This window comes from Cupriavidus sp. HE11, from assembly GCF_056097175.1.
Genome location: NZ_CP184466.1, coordinates 39,006 through 61,809, shown reverse-complemented (window position 1 = coordinate 61,809; position 22,804 = coordinate 39,006). Strand labels below are relative to the sequence as shown.

At 61.6% G+C, this 22,804-nt stretch carries 18 protein-coding genes; 4 read left to right on the top strand and 14 right to left on the bottom strand.

From position 1 onward, the window contains the following. Positions 1-116: 116 nt before the first annotated feature. The 3 genes from ACOABP_RS28255 to gabT are packed head-to-tail and all read right to left on the bottom strand — an operon-like array spanning position 117 to position 4,449. Positions 117-1,676 carry an acetolactate synthase large subunit gene (locus ACOABP_RS28255; RefSeq protein ID WP_474231054.1) on the bottom strand — a complete coding sequence of 520 codons (1,560 nt, stop codon included), beginning with the start codon at positions 1,674-1,676 and terminating at the stop codon, positions 117-119. A 13-nt stretch (positions 1,677-1,689) separates the two neighbouring features. Continuing rightward, entirely contained in the window at positions 1,690-3,138 is a 1,449-nt protein-coding gene (locus ACOABP_RS28250; RefSeq protein ID WP_474231053.1) for an NAD-dependent succinate-semialdehyde dehydrogenase, read from the bottom strand. Positions 3,139-3,168: 30 nt separating this feature from the next. After that, positions 3,169-4,449, bottom strand: coding sequence for a 4-aminobutyrate--2-oxoglutarate transaminase (gene gabT, locus ACOABP_RS28245; RefSeq protein WP_474231383.1), 1,281 nt, complete (start codon positions 4,447-4,449; stop codon positions 3,169-3,171). A gap of 240 nt (positions 4,450-4,689) precedes the next feature. Between gabT and ACOABP_RS28240 the strand changes: the two genes are divergently transcribed. The 3 genes from ACOABP_RS28240 (at position 4,690) to ACOABP_RS28230 (ending at position 7,672) form a co-directional block, all read left to right on the top strand. Then, complete coding sequence (locus ACOABP_RS28240; protein WP_474231051.1) at positions 4,690-5,385, top strand: cupin domain-containing protein; 696 nt, start codon at positions 4,690-4,692, stop codon at positions 5,383-5,385. Between the two features lie 490 nt (positions 5,386-5,875). Next, positions 5,876-6,859 (top strand): Bug family tripartite tricarboxylate transporter substrate binding protein, encoded by a 984-nt coding sequence (locus tag ACOABP_RS28235; RefSeq protein WP_474231050.1) that lies wholly within the window; start codon positions 5,876-5,878, stop codon positions 6,857-6,859. Positions 6,860-6,904: 45 nt separating this feature from the next. Further along, positions 6,905-7,672 carry a class II aldolase/adducin family protein gene (locus ACOABP_RS28230; protein WP_474231049.1) on the top strand — a complete coding sequence of 256 codons (768 nt, stop codon included), beginning with the start codon at positions 6,905-6,907 and terminating at the stop codon, positions 7,670-7,672. A gap of 332 nt (positions 7,673-8,004) precedes the next feature. Here the strand turns inward: ACOABP_RS28230 and ACOABP_RS28225 are convergent, their stop codons facing one another. The 5 genes from ACOABP_RS28225 to ACOABP_RS28205 all read right to left on the bottom strand — a co-directional run bounded on the left by ACOABP_RS28225 (position 8,005) and on the right by ACOABP_RS28205 (position 14,767). Next, positions 8,005-9,720 carry an ABC transporter ATP-binding protein gene (locus ACOABP_RS28225; RefSeq protein WP_474231048.1) on the bottom strand — a complete coding sequence of 572 codons (1,716 nt, stop codon included), beginning with the start codon at positions 9,718-9,720 and terminating at the stop codon, positions 8,005-8,007. A 4-nt stretch (positions 9,721-9,724) separates the two neighbouring features. Next, complete coding sequence (locus ACOABP_RS28220; protein WP_474231047.1) at positions 9,725-10,615, bottom strand: ABC transporter permease; 891 nt, start codon at positions 10,613-10,615, stop codon at positions 9,725-9,727. Between the two features lie 25 nt (positions 10,616-10,640). Continuing rightward, positions 10,641-11,582, bottom strand: a complete 942-nt coding sequence (locus tag ACOABP_RS28215) for an ABC transporter permease (RefSeq protein WP_474231045.1) — start codon at positions 11,580-11,582, stop codon at positions 10,641-10,643. Between the two features lie 53 nt (positions 11,583-11,635). Next, a complete protein-coding gene (locus ACOABP_RS28210; RefSeq protein ID WP_474231044.1) occupies positions 11,636-13,252 on the bottom strand; it encodes an ABC transporter substrate-binding protein in 1,617 nt (538 codons plus the stop codon). 69 nt (positions 13,253-13,321) lie between these two features. Beyond that, positions 13,322-14,767, bottom strand: coding sequence for an amidase (locus ACOABP_RS28205; RefSeq protein ID WP_474231042.1), 1,446 nt, complete (start codon positions 14,765-14,767; stop codon positions 13,322-13,324). A 616-nt stretch (positions 14,768-15,383) separates the two neighbouring features. Here ACOABP_RS28205 and ACOABP_RS28200 point away from each other — a divergent pair. Next, entirely contained in the window at positions 15,384-16,319 is a 936-nt protein-coding gene (locus ACOABP_RS28200) for an NAD-dependent epimerase/dehydratase family protein (RefSeq protein ID WP_474231041.1), read from the top strand. Between the two features lie 15 nt (positions 16,320-16,334). Here the strand turns inward: ACOABP_RS28200 and ACOABP_RS28195 are convergent, their stop codons facing one another. Genes ACOABP_RS28195 through ACOABP_RS28170 form a run of 6 tightly spaced genes read right to left on the bottom strand, consistent with a single transcriptional unit; the run spans position 16,335 to position 22,803 of the window. Further along, positions 16,335-17,630 (bottom strand): aspartate aminotransferase family protein, encoded by a 1,296-nt coding sequence (locus ACOABP_RS28195; RefSeq protein ID WP_474231039.1) that lies wholly within the window; start codon positions 17,628-17,630, stop codon positions 16,335-16,337. 15 nt (positions 17,631-17,645) lie between these two features. Beyond that, on the bottom strand, positions 17,646-18,737 hold the full coding sequence (locus tag ACOABP_RS28190; RefSeq protein WP_474231038.1) for a phosphotransferase: 1,092 nt from the start codon (positions 18,735-18,737) through the stop codon (positions 17,646-17,648). Continuing rightward, positions 18,734-19,762, bottom strand: a complete 1,029-nt coding sequence (locus tag ACOABP_RS28185; RefSeq protein ID WP_474231037.1) for a histone deacetylase family protein — start codon at positions 19,760-19,762, stop codon at positions 18,734-18,736. Before ACOABP_RS28185 ends, ACOABP_RS28190 begins: the two co-directional genes overlap by 4 nt. Next, entirely contained in the window at positions 19,759-20,490 is a 732-nt protein-coding gene (locus tag ACOABP_RS28180) for a GntR family transcriptional regulator (protein WP_474231035.1), read from the bottom strand. Before ACOABP_RS28180 ends, ACOABP_RS28185 begins: the two co-directional genes overlap by 4 nt. Further along, the gene (locus ACOABP_RS28175) at positions 20,483-21,406 is read right to left on the bottom strand and encodes a DMT family transporter (protein ID WP_474231033.1); all 924 of its coding nucleotides are present in this window, start codon (positions 21,404-21,406) and stop codon (positions 20,483-20,485) included. Before ACOABP_RS28175 ends, ACOABP_RS28180 begins: the two co-directional genes overlap by 8 nt. Next, positions 21,403-22,803: an aspartate aminotransferase family protein gene (locus ACOABP_RS28170; protein ID WP_474231031.1), complete on the bottom strand. Its 1,401-nt coding sequence runs from the start codon at positions 22,801-22,803 to the stop codon at positions 21,403-21,405. The genes ACOABP_RS28175 and ACOABP_RS28170 overlap by 4 nt, the downstream gene beginning before the upstream one ends. Between the last annotated feature and the right edge of the window lies 1 nt (position 22,804).

Below are 22,804 nucleotides of genomic sequence, written 5' to 3'. Positions count from 1 at the left end.
CATTCCCTAACTCAGCGCAGCTAGGAGGGATTGGGGGTGGGCTGAAGCGGCACTTGCTCGTGCTGACTGGCGTCGCCCTCCTGGCGATGCCAATCGGCACGGGGCTTCATGAGTGACTAGATGTGAAGGTCAATGAGGAATGGAGCAGGACGCGCGAAGCTCGCCGTCAGAAGCACGCCGAGCTGTTCCAAAGAGGTGGCCGTTGCAGCCTCCACGCCCATCCCTTCGGCGAGCTTGACCCAGTCAAGTTGCGGGTTAGAGAGATCCAGCATCCGCATAGCCGTCTCTCCCGGCGTGGCACCGACACTCTTGTACTCGTTGATCAGGATGTTGTACTTGCTGTTGTTGAGAATAATAGTTGTGCAAGGGAGCTTTTCGCGTGCTTGCGTCCACAGGGATTGCAGCGAGTACATCGCCGACCCATCGGCCTGAAGGCTGATGACGCGACGCTTCCCGCCTGCCGCGATGGCCGCACCCGTTGCAACCGGCAAACCGTCGCCAATGGCACCGCCTGCCAGATGAAGCCAATCGTGCGCGGGGGCTGCGTGCGTGAACTGATAGAAGCTTCTACCGTAGCTGATGCTTTCGTCGGAAACGATGCTGTCGGGCGGCATCAGTGCCGCGAGCGTCTGCGCCAGTCCTTCGGAGGTGGGCGCGCCGGTGCCTGGTTGCGGCCGTTCTCCGGGGTCCGGTACGGGAAGAAACGGTGCGTTGACTGCCTCGGCGAGCATCGCCAAAGCGGTGACCGCGTCCTGATCCGGGCGGCAGAGCACATGAAGCTGCGTGTTGGCAGCGTATTGCACCGACGGCTTGCCGGGATAGGCAAAGAATGCCACCGGCGGTTTGGCCGATACCAGGATGATGTGCTCGAAATTCTTCAGGAACTCGACAGCTTGATCGGTGTTATACGGAATGCGCTGAAGTTGCATGCACCCCCGCCCACGACGCAAATGCGACGTGACGAAATCCGCTCGGACCGTCGCGCCAGTCGCCTGGGCAATTCTCCAGGCAAGGGTCTGGCCGTCCCCCAACACTGCATTACCTGCCAGCAGAATGAGAACATTCTTCTTGGATCGGAGAACGCGCGCAGCATTCTCAACGGCATGGGGGTCTAGCGGAGGCGGCGCGATTGTGGGCAGAGGATCAGCGGTCATCGCACCCTCGTCCCAGCAGGTGTCCGAGGGGAGAATCAACGTGGCGATGTTGCCAGGGTAGGCATTCGCGGCCTGTACCGCGGCGGCACCATCGCGAGCAACGTTCTGTGCGTTGGCAGAAGTCCTTACCCAGCTCGATACCGACCTTGCCAGGCTGTCTGTATCGCTCGTCAATGGTGCGTCATGTTGACGGTGATAGGTGGCCTGGTCGCCGACAAGATTGACGATCCCGCTGCGAGCCCGACGCGCATTGTGCAGGTTTCCCAGGCCGTTCGCCAGACCGGGGCCGCAGTGGAGCAGGGTACACGCTGGCTTCCGGGCGATCCGGAAATAGCCATCGGCCATGCCCGTGACGACGTTCTCCTGCAAGCCGAGCACGCATTGCATTCCTGGTGTTTCGTCCAACGCGGCAACAAAGTGCATTTCGCTTGTGCCTGGGTTGGCGAAACAGGTATCGACACCGGAAGCGAGCAGCGTTTTGACGAGGCTCTTGGCGCCGTTGGTGGATGTACGTGTAGTCATATGCGACGCGACTTTAGATGCGCAGTTGGGTGACAAACTTCGTGTTCATGTAGGGCTCCATCGCTTCCGATCCGCCTTCGGAACCATATCCGGAATCCTTCACGCCGCCGAAGGGGACTTCAGGCAGTGCCAATCCGTGATGGTTGATGGAGAGCATGCCGCATTCCAACGCCACGCTCAGATCTCCGGCGATCTTTGCCGATCCGGTAAAGGCATACGCTGCAAGGCCGAACGGCAAGCGATTCGCCTCTGCAACGACGTCGTCGAAATCTTCGAACCGTACGATGGGAGCGATCGGACCAAAGGGCTCTTCATGGAGGATGGCCGCGTCCGCTGGCACATCGATCAGCACGGTTGGCTCGAAGAAGTTGCCGTCTCTGGCAATACGTTTTCCTCCGACAGCGACCTTTGCGCCTTTTGATACGGCATCGTTCACTAGCCGCTCCATGGCGGCTACACGACGGGTATTGGCCAGAGGCCCCATCGTCGTGCCTTTTTCCAGCCCATTGCCGACTTTGATCTTGTGCGTTTCAGCCACAAACACTTCCACGAACTTGTCGAAGCTCTCGTTCTGGACCAGGAACCGGGTCGGTGAAACACAAACCTGGCCGGCGTTCCGGAATTTCGAGGCGCAGAGCAATTTGGCTGCGCGCTCGACATCCGCATCAGCGAAGACGATGGCAGGTGCATGGCCGCCCAACTCCATCGTGACGCGCTTCATGTGCGTACCGGCTTGCGAAGCCAGGAGCTTGCCGACCTCCGTGGACCCGGTGAACGTAACCTTGCGGACCGAAGGATGACTGATCAGGTACGACGAGATCTCTGCGGGATTGCCGAAGACCAGGTTGAGCACGCCGGCTGGCACGCCGGCATCGACGTAAGCGCGGACGAGCTCGGCGCAGCTCGCCGGCGTTTCCTCGGGGCCCTTGAGGACGACCGAGCAGCCGGATGCGAGCGCAGCGGATACCTTGCGGACGGCCTGATTGATAGGAAAATTCCAAGGCGTAAAGGCGGCGACCACGCCTACCGGCTCCCTGACGACGAGTTGGGTCACATCGCGTGAACGCGATGGAATAACCCGGCCGTAGGTGCGCTTGCCTTCCTCGGCGAACCACTCAATGAGGTCCACGGCGGCCAGCGTTTCGGCCTGGGCTTCGGCGAGTGGCTTGCCTTGCTCAAGCGTCATAAGCCGGGCGATTTCCGGGGCCCGCTCACGTATGAGAGCGGCAGCCTTGCGCAGAATCTTCCCTCGCTCGTGGGGGGAAACCTCGCGCCACAAACGAAAGCCTGCTTCCGCCGCCGTGATGGCTTCCGCGAGGTCCGCGACGTGTGCGTGGGCGACGCTTCCCAGTGTTTCCGCCGTTGCAGGGTTCACCACAGGCAGGGCGACGCCACGGCCGTCTCGCCATTGGCCGTTAATGAGCAGCTTGATATCGGGGTACATGTTGTACATGTTGTACATGGGTTCGGGTCGTACGGGTCTTCTCGACGTTCAGGCTGCCTGGCAGGTCTCGTGCATCGATTCTTCCAGGAGTGCCAGGCCTTCCTGGAATAGGGTGTCCGCCACGGTCAGCGGAAAGAGGAAGCGGATAACGTTGCCATTGACGCCGCAGGTCAGCAGAAGCAGGCCTTTCTCGAGAGCACGCCGCTGGATACGCTTCACGAGATCCGCGGCAGGCTCTCCGGTTTCGGGATCGGCGAATTCAATGGCGACCATGGCGCCGAGGGAGCGAATCTCCTGGATCTGGGGAATGGTCTTCTGCATGCGTTGCAGTCGTGCCACCATGGTCTCTCCAAGCGCCTGGGCACGGTCCACAAGCTGCTCTTCCTGAATCACGTCGATGACGGCCAGTGCGGCGGCGACGGCAAGCGGGCTACCAGCGTAAGTACCGCCCAAGCCGCCCGGCGCCGCAGCGTTCATCAACGCCGCGCGGCCAGTCAGCGCCGAAAGAGGAAAGCCACCCGCCAGGCTCTTGGCCATGGTCATGAGATCGGCCTCCACCGGATAGTGCTCAAGCGCAAACAGTCGACCAGTGCGGGCGAAGCCCGTCTGGACTTCGTCGATAATCAGCAGAATTCCATGTTCGTCGCAGATCTTGCGCAGTCGTACCAGCAACTCCTTTGGCGCCACATAGAATCCACCCTCACCCTGCACCAGTTCGATGATGATCCCGGCTACGCGTTGGGGATCAACGTCTGCCTTGAAGAGGTGCTCCAGGGCTTTGATGCTGTCCTCGACTGTTACGCCAAGCGTCGGGGCCGGAAAAGGCACGTGCCAGACCTCGCTGGGGACAGGCCCGAAGCCAGCTTTATAGGGCTTGACCTTGCCGGTCAGCGCCATGCCCATCATCGTGCGTCCGTGAAATGCGCCGGAAAACGCAATCATTGCGGACCGCCCCGTCGCCGCGCGAGCGACCTTTACTGCGTTCTCGACGGCCTCGGCACCGGTGGTGAACAATGCCGTGCGCTTGTCGAACGCGCCAGGCGTCAGCGCATTGAGTCGCTCGCAGAGCGTGACGTAGCTTTCGTACGGCGTGACCTGGAAACAGGTGTGGTGAAACAGGTCAAGTTGTTGCTTGACCGCTTCAATGATCTTCGGGTGCCGATGGCCGGTTGCCAGGACAGCGATGCCGCCAGCAAAGTCGACGAGACGACGACCATCTACGTCCCAGATTTCGGCGTTTTCTGCGCGTTGGACGAAACGGTCGGTTTGCACTGCGACACCCACTGGGCAAGCAGCTCGACGACGGGTTTCAAGGGCGGTGGCATTCACGTTATTCAGCATGATTCTTCAAAGGTAGGTAGGGGTCCGCTTTGGACTCGGAAGCCAACGCGCAACATGACTCTACTACCGACGTGAAAAAATACAAGCTAATGTTCACATGCATGAACTAAGGGCGCGCCCGGTTCGGAGGAGAAGAGGCCGCCAGGCCGCGACACGTAAGGGGGGTGCGGTAGAATTGCACTTCACTGTTGTGAAGACCCCATCGCTCGATGGATCAAACTGCGGCCGATGAAACGTGTTGACATAAAGGGCAAGAAAAGCCCGATGCCGTCCCCAACGGCGCAAACCAAACCGAAATCTGGAAACGGCGCATCGAAGGCGCCGGCTATACGCACGGCCGGTGCGGCACATAGCCCGGCTCCCGAGCCGCCGTTGAGCTGGATTGGCGAGGAAATCAAGAGCCTTCGCAAGGCCAAGGGCATGTCCCTGCAGGAGCTTTCGAAAGGCTGCGGCAAATCCATCGGCTTTCTGAGTCAGGTCGAGCGGGGCCTCAGCGTGCCATCCATCAGCGACATGCACGGAATCGCGCATGTCCTGGGGGTTCAGATCGGATGGTTCTTCCCCCAGGGGGAGTTTGTAGATCCGATGGAGCGAACGGTGATTGTGCGAAAGCCGCAGCGGCGCCAGCTCACCTTCGCCTCAGGCATCGCGGACTTTCTTATGTCACCGAATCTGAGCGGACCGCTAGAACTCATTTGGTCGGTGATGGAGCCGGGCGCTGACAGTGGCGCTGCCTACCATCACTCTGGCGATGAGGCAGGCGTGTTGATCCGGGGGGAACTGGAACTCTGGGTGGGCGATCAGCATTACCTTCTGGGTGAGGGCGACAGCTTTAGCTTTCCAAGTGGTACGCCGCACCGGTATCGCAACCCGGGAGCAACGAATGCTGAGCTAGTCTGGGTAGTCACTCCACCGTCGTACTGACGGTTCTCTGTTAGCCGTCATTGGATATGCGAAGGCGCCACGTTCCTGGCAGCCTTCCCCGCAATCTCCCCAAGCCAGCCCGCAACTGCTGCGCGGGCCCTCTGGCTCACCTTCCCCTTGTGACTTCTATCTTGCGCTGCCACGGCGTCACGCCTGGTCGAGGCCTTCGTGCGACTTCTGGCATGGCTCTGGCATGGTTCGCCCTGCCATGGCGCACCGGTTGCTGCTCTGGTGCATGCCCGCATCATTGCAGTGAAAACACCTACTGTACGTTCGCCAATATGAAAACTAATATGTCAATTTTCATTGGCATGTAAGTTGCTGATTGAGGTGACTGTGTCGTTTCCTGGGTGCGTCGGTCCGATTCACCGGGGGAGCCGCGGTGATCCAGCTATGTGCTGGATGTCGAGATGGGGCAGCGAGGCGTTCTGACGGGAGCACGAGTGCCCTAGTCAAGCTGTTACCGAGTCTAAAACCAATGGTGTTTTGTATGACCCGAAGCCTGATCAAATCAATCTCCCTCCTCGGCGCTCTACTTTTGGCGCTTGCTCCCAATGTCCATGCGCAACCTACGGAGAATTGGCCGACTCGCCCGATTCGCCTCGTTGTCTCGTTTCCAGCGGGCGGCGGCACCGATAGTATTGCGCGTTTTCTGGGTGAGAAGATGGGTGCGGAACTGCACGGTTCCGTGGTGGTGGAAAACCGCCCCGGCGCCGGAGGAATCATTGGCGCGCAGAACGCAGCAAGTTCCCCGGCTGATGGCTATACCGTCTTTCTTGGGACGAACAGCACGCTTGTCAGCAACAAGTATCTGTATACAAAACTGCCCTATAACCCGGAGAGCTTCGAACCGCTGGGGCTGATCGGCGTTCAGCCCCTGGTGCTGGTTGTCAATCCATCCTTGCCCGTGAAAACGTTGGCCGAATTGGTAGCGTATGCGAAGGCCAACCCAGGCAAGTTGAACTATGCGTCGTTTGGCCAGGGAACAACCTCGCATCTTGCCGCCGAGATGCTAAAGCAGATGGCGGGGATCGATATGGTCCATGTTCCTTTCAAGGGGGCTTCGGAGGCTATTCCCGCGCTACTGGGCGGTTCCGTGTCCGTCTATTTCGATACGATCGTATCGAGCTTGCCTCATATCAAGACCGGCAAGATGCGAGTGCTTGCCGTGACCACGTCCAAACGTTCGGGTGTTCTTCCTTCGGTGCCCACCATTGCCGAGCAGGGATACCCGAACTATGAGATGTACCCATGGTACGGCCTGACCGTTCTCAAGGCGACGCCGAAGGACATTCAGGAAAAGCTGCGCAATACACTGGCAAAGAGCCTTGCGGATCCGGATCTAAGGAAACGCATGACCGAGACGGGAACTGAAGTGACCTACGCTGATGCCCAGGAATTTTCCAATCTGATTCGCTCGGATGCAGGCAAGACAGAGCGTCTGGTCAAATCGGTGGGTATCTCTATCCAGTAACGCAGAGGGCCAAAGCGATTGGCCGTAGATATCAAGGGAGTGCCGGTGAACGAGGCGCACATCTATCCGCATGTAGAGAAGAGTGTTAGCGACCAGGAGTGGAATCAACGCGTGGCGCTGGCCGCCTGCTATCGCCTGCTCGCCCACTACCGGATGACCGATCTTATCTACACGCACATTTCCGCGCGTGTGCCAGACGCCAAGGATACGTTTCTTATCAATCCTTATGGACTCATGTTTCACGAGATCACGGCGTCGAGCCTCGTGAAGGTCGACCATGATGGGAACGTTCTGGACGACCAAACTGGCATGGGCGTCAACCGTGCCGGCTTCATCATCCACAGTTGCATTCACCATGCCAGGCCGGAGTTGAACTGCGTCATTCACACGCATACGGCGGCGGGAATCGGTGTGGCTGCGCAGAAGCGAGGACTATTGATGCTGTCTCAGCATGCCATGCGCTTCTACGATGGCGTCGCATATCATGACTACGAGGGTGTCGCGCTGGATGAAGACGAGCAGCCCAGACTGGTCCGCGATCTGGGGCAGCACAACACGATGATTCTGCGGAATCACGGATTGCTGACGGCCGGTCATACGGTTCGCGAAGCCTTCGACGCGATGTATTACCTGGAGCGTGCTTGCCAAGCACAGATCGCGGCGCAAGCCGGCGGTGCAGAGGTCCTTGAATGTTCGCCCGACGTTGCTGCAAAGGTGGCTCGGCAATTCAAGACGCCGGATGGCAGCGAGCTGTACGATTGGCCGGCGCTACTTCGCCTCCTTGACGGTATCGACAGTTCATTCCGCCAGTAATGCAAGTTGGCGCGGCCAGGATTAGCCGCGCCAGCTTGTGAGTATGCCGAACTCGATTCGCAGGCTCACATTTCCCCCCAATTCCTGAGATGCCTGGCTCTGCCTTGCGGGCGTGTCAATGACGGACGCGAAGCGGCCGCCCTCAGCCTGGCGGACGCCGGCATGCAAGGGTGCGCTCGAAGTCGAAGCTCCCCGTCTTCCGCATTAACTGCGAACTGCAACGCGCGCCCTTCAGCGACTTCGTTGTGCGACCTTCGCCCCCGACAGGTTGGACGCCTTGACCAGGACGTCGTATCAGCCAAAGCGAAGACTCGCTCATTGATTGGATGCGGTTACGCGACCTGTGGCTCAGTTTCAAAGGAGGACTTGGCAGCGCCGCCATCTCCTGTTGCAGACTGGCCTGGAATCGACGCGACGAGATTGCGAGTGTAGTCACTTGAAGGGCGCAAGAACACGTCCGGGGCCGTCCCGATTTCAACCACCTTGCCGCGCTGCATTACCGCGATCCGGTGGCATAGTCGCGCAGCGACCCGAAGGTCATGTGTGATGAAGATCATGCTGACTCCCAGGCGCTCGCGTATCGATTCGAACAGATCCAGTATCTGTGCCTGCACGGAGACATCCAGCGCAGAAACGGCTTCGTCGGCTATGAGGATCTCAGGCTCCATCATCAGCGCGCGTGCAATGGACAACCGCTGCCGCTGACCGCCGGAAAACTCGTGCGGAAAGCGATCCAGGGCGCTGGGGTCCATGCTCACAAGGTCAAGCATCTTGAGCATGCGCTCATGAACGACCCGGGCATCGGCACCAAAGTTCATCGGTCCTTCTGAGAGGGTACGTCCCACGGTTCGACGCGGATTGAAGGAGCGGAAAGGGTCCTGGAACACCATTTGCACGCGCTTGCAATAGCTGCGCGCATCCTCCGCCTGTAGCGCGGAGACTGGTTGGCCGTCGATCAGGATTGCGCCCGAGGTGGGCGTGGCGAAGCGCGTCAGGCAACGTCCCAGCGTGGTTTTTCCCGAACCGGATTCTCCGACGATGCCGAGCGTCTCGCCGCGTGCCAATTTCAATGAAACCCCGCCAAGCGCATCGACGCTTCGTCGCTTCGATTTGAACATGGACTTCGTTTCGAAACGCAATGTCAGATCTTGCACCTCGAGGATAGGTGCGTTGCTCGGCTTAAGTGCCAAAGCACGAAAGTCGCCACGTGGACGAGCATCGAGCAGGCGTTGGGTATAAGGATGACGCGGACGATTTAGCACGTCGGCAGCCGTACCCTGTTCGACGATCCGCCCGGATTGCATCACTACGACGCGGTCGGCTATCTCCGCGACAACATCAAAGTCGTGAGTAATGAAAAGTACGCCGTTATCGTGGCGGCCACGGAGGTCGTTGAGCAGGCGTAGCACCTGGGCCTGAGACGTGACGTCAAGCGCTGTCGTGGGCTCGTCAGCAATAATTAGTCCCGGCTCCATGGCCAGGGCCATCGCAATCATCACGCGTTGGCGCTGGCCGCCTGATAACTGGTGCGGATAGGCATGCTGGAGCTTTTCTGGGGAGGGAAGCCGGACATCAGTGAGCAGCTCCAGTACACGGCTAGCCACGGCATCGCGGTTTAGACCCTTCGCGTGAAACTCGAACACCTCGGCGATCTGGTCACCTACGCGCATCAATGGATTGAGCGCGGTCATCGGTTCCTGGAAAATCATGGCCATGCGATCACCGCGCAGCCGCTGCAACTCATCCAGTCCGGCGTCAGTGATATCGCGGCCGCCCAATAGAATCCGGCCGCTTTCCAACGTGAGTACCCCCTTGGGCAAAAGGCCCATGACGGCGCTGGATGTCACCGATTTTCCCGAGCCGGATTCGCCCACGATGCATACAATCTCACGGGCGTGCACTGTGAGCGAGATGTCGTCCACCGCATACCGGCGATCGCCACCACCTGGGAGGCGAACCTTGAGGTTGCGGATGTCGAGAATCGGTGCGGCCGGAACACTGACCGAAGCGTTTTCTACCACAGACTGGGAACGGAATGCTTCGTTCATGGCTTCAGCCCTTCGACTTGCGTGACAGACGTGGATCGAGGCGGTCGCGCAGTGCGTCGCCAAACATATTGACGGCGAGGATCAGCAGGGCGAGGAACACGCCCGGGTAGAGCACGATCCACGGCGCGCGCTGGAAGAACGGCCGTCCCTCGGCGATGATGCTGCCCAAGCTAGGAATTTCGGGGGGGAAACCGAGGCCAAGAAAGCCAAGCACGGCTTCGGTCAGAATGGCCGCAGCGCAGACGAACGTTGCCTGGATTACTAGCGGGTTGATGGTGCTTGGCATGATGTGCCGCCACAAGACGCTTAACGCGGGTGTGCCTGAGCCGACCGATGCCTCCACGTAAGGCTCTTCACGTACCGAGAGCACTACGCTGCGAACGAGACGAGCGATGCGCGGAATCTCGGGGATGGAGATGGCGGTGACCATCGTCACGATGTTCGCCCCACCCAACGCGACCATCGCCACTGCCAGCAACAGTCCTGGAATCGCCATAATGCCGTCCATGAGACGCATGACCGGGGCATCCAGGCGGCGAACGTAACCAGCGGTTAGTCCGACGAGCAGGCCCGCTGCCACTGAGATGGCGCTAACCAGTGCGGCTAGCGTGATCGAGAGGCGGCCGCCATAGAGCACGCGTGCAAGCAGGTCTCGGCCAAGCGAGTCGGTGCCTAGCCAATAGACCTCGGATGAGGGTTTCAGTCGGGCACGCGGTGTGATCGCACCCGGGTCGTGCTGGGCCAGCAGTGGCGCACCGACCGTGATTGCGATGAGCAGGAGCAGCAGCAATAGCGAGCCGAGCATCACCGGATCTTTGAGCACGGCGGTAGCAGCCTGGCGCAGCCGGGAAGGCGGCAAGCCGACTGAAGTATGGGATACGGAAGGCGATGACATCAGATATCTCCGGGGCGTGCGTATTTCAATACCGGATCCGCGGATCGAGAATGACGTAGGCCATGTCGATCATCAAGTTGATGAAGACATAGATGAACGAGAAGAAGAGGATCGTTCCTTGTACTACGGGGTAGTCACGGGCCAGAACCGAGTCGACAATCAGGCGGCCAACACCGGCGATGTTGAAGATGGTCTCTGTGACGACGACGCCGCTGATTAGTGTGGTGAGGGCCACGCCCACGATCGTCACGATGGGAATGGCGGCATTTCGCAGGGCATGGCGGAACAGCACGACGCGTTCGGCTACGCCCTTGGCGCGCGCCGTCCGCACGAAGTCCTCACCAAGTACATCCAGCATGCTCGCTCGGGTGATTCGGGTAATCAGGGCCACGAAGACCATCGCCAGCGTAACCGTGGGGAGCACCAGGTGAGAGGCATATTCTCCAACGCCGTCCTCCAAGGGCGAGTACCCTTGCACTGGCAGCCAGTTCAGCTTCACGGCGAACACCAGAATCAGCAAGTACCCGACGACGAAAGCTGGCACGGAGAACGCAAGCACCGCGCCGGCCATGATGCCCCGATCAGCGACGCCACGATGCCGCCACGCCGCCAGTACGCCAAGCGGGATAGCTGCCGCAATGGTTAGCAGGATGGCCCATGCTGCCAGCGAGAAAGTCGGGCCGAGTCGTGCCTTGATAAGCGACGTTACGCTTTGCCTGGACTGGATGGAATGGCCGAGATCGCCCTGCACGAGCGCAGCCATCCAGCGCACGTATTGGGTACCGATAGACTGGTCAAGACCCATATCTGACCGGATCTGCGCGATGGCTTCCTCGCTCGCCATATCTCCGGCAATGACTCGTGCTGGATCGCCTGGAGCGAGCCGCAGCAGAAGGAACACCACCGTGGCGACGATCAGCATGACTGGAATTGCTGCCAGTAGGCGTTTAAGAACAAGTTCTAACATGGGTTCGCCTCTCTCCTTTCAACTTTGAAGCCCGCGGCCAAACGACGGTCCCTTTACCTCTTTCCAGACCAGAAAAGGGGAATCTGGGCGTCTGTCATGCTGCCCAGCTTTGCTACGTTGTACCCCTTGGCCTTCGAATAGGCGCCTAGCGGGATGAAGAAGACCTGGTCGTAGCTGAGTTTCTGGATGGCCAGAGCAATCTGCTTCTTCTTGCCGGCATCGACTTCGTCCGAAAACTGGTCTCGAAGCTTTTCCATTTCCTCGCTCTTCGACCATCCGATGTAGCCCGCTTCGCCGCGACCGTCCAGGTTCGGATTCGTGATGGGATTCATCAGGTCAAGGCTGCTGAAACCGGTTTGAAAGATGCTCCAGCCGCCTTGTGCCACGCTGTCCTTTTTCGAGTAGCGCGAAAGCAGGGTGGCCCAGTCCATCGATTGAATCTCAACGTTCATCCCAATCGTCTTCAAAGCCTGCGCGGTCACGGATGCCTGACTGGCGAGAATGGGAAGGTCCGTCGGATGGAGAATCACCACCTTGCTGCCGTCATAGCCGCTTTCCTTGAGAAGCGCCTTGGCACGTGCCAGGTCCGGCTTCCTTGTCTGGGTGGCGCCTTCCTCGGATGCATACGGCGACATGCAGCTCAAGACCGCACCACAAACCTGATACATCCGGTTGTCACCGATCTGGGCATCCAGATAGTCGACCTGGTACAAGGCAGCGAGCGCCGCACGGCGTACCTTGACGTTGTTGAACGGCGGTTGGAGCCAGTTCATGCGAAGCGTGAACATGTTCGTGCTCTTGCCATACGGCTTGAGCGCGACGGCTTTCACACCTTCGAGTTGCGGGATCAGATCCGGCGGCACATCCTCGACGAAGTCGATTTCTCCACGGCTTAGCGCATTGACGGCGGTTTGTGCGTCCGAGATGTTGACCACCTCGATGCGGTCAACTAGCGCGACCTTTCCGCCCGCGAACCCGCTGGCAGGCTCCTTGCGCGGCACGTAATCGGTGAACTTTACGTATGCGGCCTTGACGCCGGGCTGGAAGCTTGCGGCGACGAACTTGTACGGTCCAGAGCCAATGACTTCGGCAATAGGCTGGGAGGCCGGTGTGGAGGCAATGCGCTTGGGCATGATGAACGGCACCGGCGAGCCCGGCTTTGCCAATGCCTCAAGCAACACCCCGAAAGGCTTTTTCAGTCGGAATACGACAGTCGAAGCATCGGGGCTTTCCAGCTTCGCGGTAGCCATCATCAGGCGCTGGCCCAGAGCATCGCGCTCGGCCCAACGCTTGAGCGAGGCGATGACGTCTTCGCCGGTGACAGGCGTGCCGTCGTGGAACTTCAGACCCTTACGCAGCGTCAGCGTGACGGTGAGCTTGTCAGGTGTCTCTTTCCAACTCTCTACCATCTCCGGCTGCGGTTTTCCGCTTGCATCCATCGCAAATAGCGTATCGAAGACCATGTATCCATGGTTGCGGGTAACGTAGGCGTTCGTAAGAATGGGGTCTACGACGCGCAAGGGCGCCTGCATCACAACTTTTGCGGTCGTCTCGGCCAGCGCGCAGGTCATTGGAGCGAGCACGCCAGTGAGCGCGGCTGCAGACAGGATGACAGGGGCGATTGCGGCCGGCGCGACAATGCGCGCGAGCCCGAACAGTGCTTTGCTCATACCAGGACCTTCCAGATGAAAGCGCGACTAACGCGGATAGAAGAGTAAGACCGTCGCCATTGGCGACGATCAAGTGAACATGGGCTTTCGCGCGGCCCAGGGAGCCAGGCGCTCGAGTTGCGCCGAAAGCTCGAAAAGAGTGTCTTCGCGCCCGAAATGGCCAATCAATTGCGTGGCAACCGGTAGACCATCGGGCGTCCACGAGAGCGGCAAGCTTGCTGCAGGCAGGCCAGCGCCGTTGACCACCGGAAGGAAGGTCGAATATGTGGATGCGCGCTTCCGGTAGGTGCGGAAGTCCAGGTTGTCAGAGGTATTCAGCGAAAGGTAGTCGAGCTTGCAGGGAAGCTGGGCGAGGGTGGGTGTCAGCAGCACATCAAGACCGGCCATCGCGGCGGCGAAGGCTCGACCCACCGCATGCAGGCGCGTTACGGAATCGATGTACGACGCGGCATCCAGTTCCTTGCCAACGTGGTAGCCGTCCAGAATCACCGACTCCAGATCACCCTGTTGCAAGGTGCGACCGAGGGCCTTGAGTCGGGTTTCCACGGCGACCACGATGTTGCTGGCGAGGATGCTTCCGTGTGCGTGAACAAAGCCGTCATAGTCGATGGCCGGCAGCCGGGCTTCGAATACGTCGTGCCCCAGCTCTTCAATCAGAGATGCGGTGAAACTGACGGCGGCATCGCACTCGGGCGCAATGCCAATATCGTTCCAGCCTGTGCGCAGAATGCCAACGCGAAGCGGTCGAACTTCCTGGTCGCGTACTGCGTCCAGGAAGGAACGTGGTTTGGGCGGAGCGGCATAAGGTGCGCCGGCCTCGTAGTCGCTAATCATGTCAAGGGCTGCGGCGGAGTCGCGCACGGTAATGCTCAGCACGCCATCGGTTGACATGCCGGCCCAACCCTCGCCACGCGCCGGCCCCATGGGTACGCGGCCGCGCGACGGTTTCAATCCGAATACACCACAGCAGGCGGCGGGAATGCGAATTGATCCCCCGCCATCGCTTCCATGCGCTACCGGAACGATGCGGGCGGCCACAGCCGCGGCCGCACCGCCGCTTGAGCCACCTGCAGAGCGCGTCGTATCCCAGGGATTCAAGGTTGGCCCACCGTTGCGCAATGCTTCAGTCGTCCCGGCCATGCAAAGCTCTGGAACGGTGGTCCGCGCAAACGGGATCAGGCCGGCCGCTTCGAATCGGCCCGCGACCGTTGCGTCGAATTGATATGTGGTGTCGTTAAAGAGGTGCGATCCAATGCTCGACGGGAAGCGCCTGTGGGCGAATCCGGAGTCCTTCAGCAGGAACGGAATGCCATGAAACGGTCCACGCGGCGACCATTCGGAAGCGATCCTGCGCGACTCCTCATAACGAGGATACGTAATGACGTTAAGAGCCGGGTTGCGCTGCTCGGCCAAGTCGATAGCGCAGTCCATCAACTCGGCAGAAGTCACATCGCCGCGCGCTAGCAATTCTGCCAGGGCGAGACCATCCAGATCTTCGTATTCCTTGGTTTTCATGTCTCCCCTAATTCGCCGTACATATCCAAATAGACATCGACCCCAACCACGGCGTTTTGTCATGAATAAACGCATGTGGGATCCACGGAAACTTGCGCTGGAAGATTCTGGTTATTCCGGGCTTTCACCGCTCAATTCCGGGAGTGGGCGCTGCAGGATCGACGCGCCAGATTCAGAGTCTATGTATGGCTATGGCGCGGCCCAAACCAGGATGCGACAGCTGATGATCCCAAATGCGCCAACGTCGAAGCTCTCTTTGTCGGGGCACTTCTTCAGTGCGCGAAGTACCAAAAGGGGGCCAAAGGCGATGCAGAAACGTGCATGGGGGAAGGGAAAACACCGAGGAGTTCGTTGGCCTTCGGGTTCTATTGCAGCGATCGGCAACATTGAAGCGCGTGCAGGGCAAGCCTCTGCGGAAGCCATCCTGCAGATGGATGAATCCGGCCACGGACAAGATCCAAAGTGCATGTTATGTGGGATATCCCACATAACCGTAGTGTCGGGGTGCGTAGAGTCCAAAGCTCGTGTCGTGCTACATGTAGGTCACCTTATGAATGCATGACCCCTGATACATATCGGTCGTTGGCCGGTATCCACCCTGATCCGGTTGACGACAATGGCAAGAAACATGGTGCTGGTGACGGGCGCGCGCGGTTTCCTTGGTGGTTTCGTGCTGCGGCATTACGTGCGCGCAGGATGGGACGTCATCGGGTTGGGTCGCGACGCGGCAGCCGTTGCCGAGCCATTGCCGTCCAATGTGGCGTGGCACGCCGGCGAGGTGAACATTGAGACGCTGACGTCGCTGGGTGCGCGCCCCGACCTGATCGTGCATTGCGCGGGCAGCGGCTCGGTGCCGCAGTCGTTCAGCGGCCCTGCGGGCGACCTGCGCGACACGGTGCATTCCACGGCGGCGGTACTGGAATTCGTGCGCCAGCGTTGTCCCGGGTGCGTAGTCGTCTACCCCTCCAGTGCGGCCGTGTACGGCAACGCCGCCGGCGACCAGGTGGATGAAGACATGCCGGTATCGATCCACGCACCCGGTTCGCCCTATGGCACGCACAAGCTCATGGCCGAACAGCTCTGCCTGTCATATGCGCGCCATTTTGGTTTGTCGGTCGCCATCGTTCGGCTTTTCTCGATCTATGGCGAAGGCCTGCGCAAGCAGCTGTTGTGGGACGCATGCCAGAAGATCGAGCGAGGGGATCACGTCTACGGCGGCACCGGTGGCGAGTGCCGCGACTGGATGCACGCGGAGGATGCCGCGCGCCTGCTGGCCGCCGTGGCGCCTTATGCCGAACCCGAATGTCCGATCTTCAACGGCGCCAGTGGCGTGCCCACTACGGTGCGAGACGTGCTGCACCTGCTGTATCGCGAACTCGGCGTGAACGCGGTGCCGCGCTTCTCGCAGCGCGCCCGCCCCGGCGATCCACCCAGCCTGCAGGCCGATACCAGCCGCGCCCTCGGTATTGGCTGGACGCCATCGATCGATCTGGAGCACGGCATCGCCCGCTACGTCCATTGGTACGGTCAGGCCGTGCGTGAGGCCGTCTGAGCCGGTGCGGTCCGTTCAGCCGGGCGTGGTGGCGGTTGCGACTTCCAGCGCGTTGCGCAGCGTATCGGCCAGCAGGTCGGCCTGCGCCTCGCTGAAGACCATTGGCGGGCGGATCTTGAGGATGTTGGCATGCGGGCCGGTGGCGTTCAGCAGCACGCCTTCGCGCCGCATGGTATTGACCACACGCTGCGCAAGCGCCGTAGCCGGCGTCTTCCGCGTATCGTCCACCAGCTCGACACCTACGAACAGGCCCGCACCGCGTACGTCGCCGATGCACACGTGACGCGCGGCAAGCTCACGCAGACGCATGCGCAGATGTTCGCCCACCTTGCGCACGTTGGCGCCGAGCTGCTCCCGTTCGATGACGTCGAGCACGGCCATGCCAGCCGCTACGGATACCGGATTGCCGCCGAACGTGTTGAAGTAGCGGCATTGGCGTGCAAACGGCGCCAGCACATCGGGGCGCACGGCCAGACCGGCCAGTGGATGACCGTTACCCATGGGCTTGCCCATTGTCACGATGTCAGGCACCACGCCGTGCCGCTGGAATCCCCAGAACGCATCGCCGGTACGACCCAGTCCGGGCTGCACCTCGTCGGCAATGAACAGACCTCCTGCCGCACGTACGGCATCCACTGCATCGCGCAGGAACCCGGGTGGATCGGTGTAGATGCCGTCGCTGGAGAATACGGTGTCGACCAGCAAGGCCGCCGGACGCATGCCGTGCGCACGCAAGTCGTCGATCGCGGCGCGCACGCCGTCTGCAAATGCCAAGCCGAGCTGGTCGGGTGCCACGCGATAGCTGTCGGGCGCCGGCACGGTACGCACATGCTGGCCGAGCGTGATGTACTGACCCAGCGACGGCGATGCCACCGCAATCGATTCGGTCACGCCATGATAGGCAAAGCGCGTCACGATGAGTCCGTCATTCCCGGTGCACGCGCGCGCAATGCGCATGGCCAGGTCATTGGCTTCGCTGCCGGTGCAGGTGAACATGGCGTGCCCGAGATCGGCGGGCATCGTGGCCAGCAGCCGCTCCGCGTAGTCGAGCACGGCCCCGTGCAGGTAGCGCGTATGCGTATTGAGGACAGCAGCCTGGCGCGCAATCGCCTCCACCACGTGAGGATGGCAATGACCTACGGCGGCCACGTTGTTGTAGGCGTCGAGATAGCGACGCCCGTCGGCGTCATGCAGCCATGCCCCTTCACCGCGTACGATATGCAGCGGTTCTTCGTAGAAAAGCCGATAGGCTGGGCCGAGCAGTCGCGCTCGACGCGCCTGCAGGGTCTCGTTGCGGGAATCGTTGGACATGCGGGAGTCCTCGGGTCAGGCGCACAGTTGCGCGAAGAGCGCCGCAATGGCGTGTTGGCGATCAATGGCATCGCAGGCGGCCAGCCGTGCCCACGAGATGGCGTTGTTGCGCAGCAGGTAGTCGGCATTGGCCGGTTCGCGCGCCGCGCGCCAGCCGCTGATGGCCACCACCATCAACAGGCGCGCCTGTATCAGGTCGAACAGCAGTTCCACTTCCTGTGGTTCCAGTGGCAACACTGCGTGATAGGCGGCCACAAATTGCGACAGCGCATCGAGCGTGTCGCCATCGGCATCCACCTGATAGGCCGCAGCTACGGCAAGATCGTTGATCAGCGGCGCGTGCACCATGTCGCCAAAATCGAGAATGCCTGCGATGCGATCGTGATCGTGGGCATCCACCAGCAGGTTGAAGATGTTGAAGTCGTTGTGGACGGGCTGTGTGCGCAAGGCATGCAGCCGGGGCTTCACATGCGTGACGAATCGGTCCAGTGCCCGCTGTGCCAGCGCGTGCCGCGCCGGATCGACGATGCTGTCCAGCAGCGGGGCGATGCTTTCAGCACGCTGGATGTCCCACGGCAATTCCAGCGCGCCGGCCGGATGACGGAAATCGCGCAGCGCCAGATCCAGCCGCGCCAGCATGGTCGCCAATGCCTTGGCCTGCGCGGCAGAGCGTCGGGCCTTGGGCAGCGGCTCGCCTTCCAGATAGCTGAACAGACGTGTCACTCGCATGCTGCCATCGGGGGCCTGGGCCAGCACCGAAGCCTCGCCAACGGTCGTCGGCAGGATGCGCTGCACCGGAAGGGTGGGGTCGCTGCGCGCGATATGCAGCAGTGCTTGCGTCTGGAAGTCCGCCACGAGCGGGGCCTCGGCCGGGTGGGAGATCTTGAGCATGTAGCGTGGCTGCGCCGCACCGCCGCCCGGCGCCAGCAGGAAGTTGCGGTCGCGTTCGCCTGTCAGTGCGCGCAATTCTCCCGACATGCCCCAATGACGCGCCAGCAACGCGTGTGCCCATTCCAGCGGCGCGGCGGGCGACGTTGCATTCAGCACCGCGGATGCCGGGGCTTTTGCGTGACCGCCCTCGGCGGGCGCCATGATGACCGCGCTCATGCCGCACTCACGAAGCCGCGCAGCGCGCTGGACAGGTTTGGCCCGAGATCCTCGGACAGATAACCGCCTTCCTGCACAAGGACGGTGGGAAGTCCGAGCCTGGCGATGGCGGCGGTAATGCGCGCAAAGCCCGGCGTGGTGACCGCCAGTGCCTGATACGGGTCGCGTTCATGGGCGTCCAGCCCGAGCGCGACGACCAGCGCACCGGGCGCGTAGGCGCGCAGAGTGTCCATCACACGTGCCAGCGCCGCCAGGTAGGCTTCATCGCCCGTGCCCTTGGCAAGCGGGACGTTGATGTTGTAGCCCAGCCCTTCGCCATCGCCGCGCTCGTGCGCATGCCCAGTGAAGAAAGGCGTGAAAAGATGCGGATCCCCGTGCAGTGAAATAGTCAGCACGTCGCTGCGGTGGTAGAAGATGCCCTGGGTGCCGTTGCCGTGGTGCATGTCGATATCGAGGATCGCCACGCGGTCATGCGCGCGCCGCAAGTGCTGTGCCGCAATCGCGCTGTTGTTGAGGTAACAGAAGCCATTGGCGCGATCCACGTAAGCATGATGGCCGGGCGGGCGGCACAACGCGTACGCGGCACGTTCGCCGCCCAACACCAGTTCGGCAGCATGCACGGCCGAGTTCGCGGCGCCCACCGCTGCCCGCCACGTGTGCGGGCCAATCGAGCACGCAGCGTCGCCCATGTGATAGCCAGCCTGGCCCACCACGCTATCGGGATAGGTGCAGGGCTGTCCCGGGAACGGATGAATGTTGGGCAGCACCTCCTCGGAAGCGTCGGGCAGCAACTGCCAGCGGTCGTAAACGGTTTCCAGGAAGCGCAGATACTCAGGCGTGTGGATGGCCGCACGGGGGCCGGGGCCGTGGTCATCGGGCGCAATGACGTCGTAGCCGTCCGCCCGCACGGCGGCCAGCAGCCGCTCGGCGCGCTCGGGCTGCTCGTTGCTGCGCTTCATGCGGCCGCGCACGATGAACGCGCGGGGGTCGTGATCGATGTGCTCGTTGCTGTAGACGACTTTCACAGGACAGACTCCATGGTGGGCGCCTGGTTGGCACCATGCTTGGTCATGAAAACATTGCGGACGTGCTTCCAGCCGTCCTCGATATGAAATCGCAGGGCGGCGGTGGCGGCGTCGACATCCCGGGTGCGCAGCGCCACGGCAATCGGCCGGTGCGTTTCGGCCACCGCGCGGGGATCGTGATAGACGCTATCGATCACTGCCACGACCATGCGGATCTCCGTCAGCATCTGGGAGAACACCCGGTGCAGGTACGCGTTGCCGGACAGCTCGCAGATGGCCGTATGAAACGCGAGGTCGCGCGCTACGCGCTCGATCTGCGGCAGCGATTCGGCGTCGCGCACCATGTCGTCGACCATCGCGATCAGCTGGTCCAGGCCCGCATCGGAGGCCTGTTTGCAGGCCAGTGACGCGGCCATCAGCTCCATGTTCAGCCGTACCTGGAACAGATCGTCGATTTCCCGGACGGTTACGGTGCGTACGGCAAAGCCGTGGCGCGGCTTTGCCACCAGCACGCCCTGACGCTCAAGGCGTCGCGCGGCTTCGCGCACGGGCGCGCGGCTTACGTTCATGCGCCGCGCGATGTCGGCCTCGACGATGCGGCTGCCTGGAGGCAGGCGGCCTTCGATAATCGCTTGTGTCAGCTGCGCCTCGACGGCCGCAACCAGGTCGACGGCCTCGATGGACGCAAACGGAGAACTGGAAGACATGGCGTTGGAAAGGCTAGACATGAGATTTCCTCGAAAGGGGTGCCGGCTGGCTGCGCAGGGCCAGGTAGCCGCCGGAGAGCATGATCATGCCGATGCCGGCCAGGGCGATACCGTCGGGCGGCCTGTGGAACACAAAAGTGCTGATCAGCACTGCCAGCAGCAGCTGGAAATAGTTTAGTGGCGCCAGCGTGGACGCGGTGACACGCCGGAATGCCGCCAATAGCAACAGTTGCGCCACGCCGCTGCAAGCGCCGCCCGCCAATATCAACAGCAGCGTGGGCCACGGCGGCAACGTTTGCGGCAGCATCAGTAACGCCGGAATGCCCGTAAGCAACAGACACACCAGTGCCGTCCAGCCGTACATCACCGCGCCTGAGACCTTGCCCGCCAGCTGGCGCGTCAGCAACTGGAACAGGGCGTAGCAGACCGCCGAGATCACCATCAGCACGGTGCCCACCAGCGGCAGGTTGCCGCCAGGCCGCACAATCAGGAGCATGCCGGCAAAGCCCGCCAGCACCGCGCACCACTGCGTGCGCCCCACGGCCTCGCCGAGCAGCGCTGGTGACAATGCCACCATCATCAGCGGCGCCGTGAAGTAGATCGCAGTGGCTTCGGCCAGCGGCATCGTCACCAGCGCCGCCATGAAGCACGTCGCCACAATGCCGAGCGCAAGTCCGCGAACCAGAAGTCGCCCCTTGCATGGCGTGCGCCATATGCGAAGCTCGCCGGCCTGCAGCAGCCACAGCATGGCGATCGTGCTGACGCTGATATAGCGCGTCAGGTTCATCAGCGGCGCGGGCACGTCCTGCAGCATCCATTTGCAGAACGCGTCGTAGCACGCAAAGCACACCAGCGCGCAGAAGAACAGCGCCACGCCCTGCCGGCGGGTGTTGACGGCTTGCGTGAGTGCGATGGCGGAAGCCGGCGACTGGCTCATGCATCCATCTCGCGCGTAAAGTCGGCCATGGCGCGGTCGAACCGCTCGAACAGGTCATCGATCTGGGACGGCGTGATGATCAGGGGCGGGCAGAACGCCAGCGTGTCGCCCATCGCACGCACGATCAGGCCGTGCTGTTGTGCGAGCTGCGCCACACGCGGCCCCGCCTTGAAGGCCGGGTCGAACGACTGGCGCTCGGCCGGTTCGCGCGCCAGTTCCACTGCACCCAGCAGCCCCACGCCACGCACTTCGCCCACATGGCGATGACCGGCAAACGCGCGCAGCCGTTGCTGGAAATGCGGCGCAATGGCCTGCACGTGTGCCAGTATCCGGTCGTCCTCATACACGCGTAGCGTTTCCAATGCCACGGCAGCGGTCACGGGATGCCCGGAGTAAGTGAAGCCATGTCCGAACGTGCCGATCTTGCCGCTGTTGGCAGCGATCGCGGCGTGGATCGTCTCCGATACCATCACTGCGGAGATCGGCATGTAACCGGACGAAAGCGCCTTCGCCGTGGTCAGGATATCCGGCTGCATGCCAAATGTCGTGGAGCCGAACATCTCGCCCGTACGGCAGAAGCCGCAGATCACTTCGTCGGCGATCAGCAGCACATCGTGCCGTCGCAGCACCGCCTGAATCTCCTCGAAGTAGCCTTCGGGTGGCACGATGACGCCCCCAGCGCCCATGACAGGCTCCGCAATGAACGCCGCGACGGTCTCCGGGCCCTCGGACACGATCTGCGCTTCGAGCTCGCGCGCCAGGCGGCGCGAATAATCGCGCTCGCTTTCCCCGGGCTGCGCACCGCGATAGTGGTGCGGGCATGCGGTGCGCAGGATGCGGTCGATCGGCAGATCGAAGTCCCGATGGTTGCTGGACAGACCGCTCAGGCTGGCGGCGGCCACCGTCACACCGTGGTAGGCATTGCTGCGGGCGATGATCTTCTTCTTGAGCGGCTGGCCGATGGCATTGTGGTAATACCAGACCAGCTTCACGGCGGTGTCGTTGGCTTCGGAGCCGGAGTTGGCGAAGAACACCTTCGACATCGGCACCGGTGCCAGCGACAGCAGTTTCTCCGCCAGGCGGATAACGTTGGGGTTCGAGCGATGATTGAACGTGTGGTAGTACGGCAGTTCGCGCAGGGCGGCCACACCGGCTTCGATCACGCGCGCATGGCTGAAACCGAGCGATGCGCACCACAGGCCCGACATGGCCTCGACATAGCGGCGGCCCTGGTCATCCTCGACGTGGATGCCGTCACCCCGCGTGATGACGAGCGGACCCACATCCGGGTGCGCAGCCAGGTTCGTGAATGGATGCAGATGCGCCGCGATATCCTCGCTGGCCAGGTCGGTGGGCAGGTCGCCGGGTTCGATGTGCGGAGGCAGGGCAGCGTTCATG